Genomic DNA, 3121 nt, shown 5'->3' on the forward strand with positions numbered 1-3121 from the left:
GGCCGGTACGGGCGTCTCGGGCGTGGTCGCGGTCAGCACCAGGCCCGCCGCGCCGGCCGCCGCGAGGTCGCGCACCGCGACGTCGAGCCGGTAGCCGCCGAGCGGGGCCGCGAGCACGACCAGGCAGCCGGGGGGCGCAACCGCGAGGCGGTCCGCGCGCGTCTCCAGGCGTACGCCGGTCAGCGGCACGGCGTCGGTCGGCCCGGCCACGACATCGATTCCGTCGGTGTCGGGGCCGTCGAGGAGATCGGCGAGTACGGTCACGGCGCTCAGTGTGCCGGCCGCACATGTTCCGCTCGTTCGGGTGCGTGTGGCACACCTCTCATTCGCGGGCGGTTCGTACCGTTGAGGCATGGAACTCGACGCCGGACTGCTTCCGGACTTCGCGCGTGGCTGCGCCGTGCTGGGCTCGGGCGGTGGTGGGTCCGCGTCGGTCTCGCCGGCCGGCGCCCGGCGGGCGGTCGCCGAGCACGGTCCGGTCACGGTCTTGCGCCCGGGAACTGCCCGCCGACGCGATCGTGAGGCAGGTCGGCATGGTCGGGTCGTCCACGGTGACGGTCGAGCGGGTCGGCGGCGTCGCGGAGCCCCGACGGATGCGGGACCGGGTTCTGGACTACCTGCGTCTGCATTCGGGTTCGGCGCTCGGCAGCGGCCCGCCTGCGCGTTGCGCGGCGCCGGGTTGCTCGCCGGACCGGCCGACGCGGCGGTGGCCGATGTCGGGGCGCGCCGGATCCGGGTGGGCGTGCTGGTCGGCGGTCTTCCGCGGAGAGCCGGCCCGGACCGGGTCATCGGCGGTGTTCCGTGAGCTTCCCGATGCCCGGTCTGATCCGCGTCGCGGCCGACGATCCGGACGCGTTCGCGGAGGCGGTGGACCGCGTGCAGCCGGACGCGGCCCGGGTGCCGCTGGTCCTGGGCGGTGGCAGATCGGCCGCGCTCGCCGCGACGTCGGCGCCGGCCTCGTACGTGCCGCGGCCCGAACACGGCTTGATCACCGGGGCGTTCGGGGCCGCACCGAGTCCGGTCGGCGGCGCGCACGAGCGGGTGATGTGGGCCGGCGAGGCGGCCCGGGAGGACGCGGCAGTCCGCATGCTCCTGTGGTCCGCGTCCGGGGCCGGCGTGTCGGCGGGCCGCGTCCGGTGGTTCGCCCCGGGAGTTCGCGGGCGTCGGGCGCCGGGCGCGCGTCCGGGTCAGGTCGACCAGGGTCGCGTGTCGTCGTCGTACCAGGTGATCCGATAGTGCTTCAGCCGTTCGTCCTCGGCGACGAGGAGCATGCCGGCCGCGGCCATCACCCGTTGGGACGCGACGTTGTGGTGCTCGGTGTCGCCGTCCACCCGCGCGACGCCCGACGCCTTGGCGAAGCGCAGGACTTCACGCAGGGCCTCGGAGGCATAGCCGCGGCCCTGGGCCGCGGGGACCAGGCCGTATCCGATCGTGACGGCGCCGTCCTCGTCCACCGGCCCGTGGAAGTTGACGCCGCCGATCGCGCAACCATCCTCGCGACGCCGGATCTCGTACGCGCCGAACGGCTGCGGATCGCCGACCGCCGCGCACGTGCTCACGAACCGGTTCGCCCCGGTCACGTCCCCCGCGTCCGGATAGCCGGGCGCCCACCGCGCATCGGCCGCCGGTTCCCGTGCCATCACCCGCAGCGCGTCGTCCACGGTCATCGGATGCAGTACGAGCCGCGCCGTCACAAGGTCGTCCATGACACCGTGGATTATCACGGGAAGGGCCCGCACCACACCCGAGTTTCGCTCACGACCGCGTGCGTTGGGTCACCACGATGGACGCGAGCACGCCCAGTGCGGCCACCGGCATCGCCGGCGACAGCCGCTCGTCGAGGATCGATACCGCCCACACGAGGGTCAACAGCGGCTGGGCCAACTGGAGTTGACTGGCGGCGGGTACCCCGATGGCCGCCATCCCCCGGTACCACAGCACGAAGCCGCCGAACTGCGAGACCACGGCGAGGTAGAACAACCCGATCACGCCGTGCGCGTTCACGTGTATCGGTTCCGCGCCCAAAGCGAGGATCGTGGTCGCCCCGGTGATCGGCAGGGCGGCGACCAGCCCCCACGCGATGACCTGCCAACCCGGCAGGTGCCTGGCCAGTCTGCCTCCTTCGGCGTAGCCCGCGGCGCACACCAGCAGCGCGGCGAACAGGTAGCCGTCGGCGAGCCCGATGCCGCCGCCGCTCTGCACCACGGTGAATCCGAGCACCACCGCGGCCCCTGCCGTCGACGCGCACCAAAACCCCCGGCTGGGCCGTTCACCGGTACGCACGACCGAGAACACGGTGGTGGCCAGTGGCAACAGCCCGATCACCACCGCCGAGTGCGCGGCCGAGGAGGTCTGCAACGCGAGCGTGGTGAGCAGCGGGAAGCCCACCGCGCACCCGAGCGCGACGACCGACAGTCCGAGCCGATCGGCTCGTGCGGGCAGCGGAACCCGGCCGACGAGCAGGCACCCGCCGGCGAGCAGCGCCGCGAGCACCCCGCGCAGGCCGGCCGCCGTCCACGGGCCGAAGCCCTCCAGTACCCATACGGTCGCGGGGAAGCTGAGCGAGAAGGAGAACACGGCGACGGCCGCGAGGGCGGTGCCGCCGAGTGCTATCGAGGGCGGCCGAGTAGCGCTATCTTGTATCGTCATGGACCACAGTAGCGGTAGTCCCGATCTGCTCACCTTCCTGCGGCGTGACCTCGATCGCTACTCGGTCGGTGAGAAGCTGCCGTCCAGTCGGGTCCTGGTGGAGCGGCACCGGGTGAGTCCGGTGACCGTCTCTCGGGCGATCGCCGTCCTGGCGGCCGAGGGGCTCGTGGTCTCGCGCCCGGGCGCCGGCGTGTATCGCGCCGAACCTCGGCGCACCGCCCCGCCGGCCGGCGACACGTCGTGGCAGGAGGTGGCACTCAGCGCCGAACCGGGTCTGCCCCCCAACCGCAGCACCGACGCGTCCTGGGTGCTGAGCGCGCTCGCGGTGACCACGCCCGAGGTGATCGACCTCAACAGCGGTTACCTGCACCCGTCCCTGCAACCCGAGCGGGCGCTGGCGGCCGCGCTCGCCCGGGCCGGGCGCCGACCGGGGGCGTGGCTCCGGCCGCCCCTGGAGGGCCTGCCGGAGTTG

Annotated in this window: 4 protein-coding genes and 1 pseudogene; 2 read left to right on the plus strand and 3 right to left on the minus strand. The window is 73.8% G+C overall.

Annotated features, from left to right (window positions below; translation table 11 throughout):
- Nucleotides 1-264 (minus strand): annotated as a pseudogene (locus GT354_RS03950) (PucR family transcriptional regulator); the annotation flags it as partial.
- Nucleotides 265-801: 537 nt separating this feature from the next.
- Here GT354_RS03950 and GT354_RS03960 point away from each other — a divergent pair.
- Nucleotides 802-1236 carry a hypothetical protein gene (locus GT354_RS03960; protein ID WP_161354761.1) on the plus strand — a complete coding sequence of 145 codons (435 nt, stop codon included), beginning with the start codon at nt 802-804 and terminating at the stop codon, nt 1234-1236.
- Here GT354_RS03960 and GT354_RS03965 read toward each other — a convergent pair.
- Nucleotides 1188-1706 (minus strand): GNAT family N-acetyltransferase, encoded by a 519-nt coding sequence (locus tag GT354_RS03965; RefSeq protein WP_161354762.1) that lies wholly within the window; start codon nt 1704-1706, stop codon nt 1188-1190. The genes GT354_RS03960 and GT354_RS03965 overlap by 49 nt on opposite strands.
- Before the next feature lie 49 nt (nt 1707-1755).
- Nucleotides 1756-2649: a DMT family transporter gene (locus tag GT354_RS03970; protein WP_161354763.1), complete on the minus strand. Its 894-nt coding sequence runs from the start codon at nt 2647-2649 to the stop codon at nt 1756-1758.
- Between GT354_RS03970 and GT354_RS03975 the strand changes: the two genes are divergently transcribed.
- Nucleotides 2648-3121, plus strand: a 474-nt coding sequence (locus GT354_RS03975) for a winged helix-turn-helix domain-containing protein (protein WP_161354764.1), incomplete at its 3' end; no start/stop codon positions are given. The genes GT354_RS03970 and GT354_RS03975 overlap by 2 nt on opposite strands.

It is taken from the genome of Streptomyces sp. SID3343 (assembly GCF_009865215.1).
Classification (GTDB): Bacteria; Actinomycetota; Actinomycetes; order Streptomycetales; family Streptomycetaceae; genus Embleya.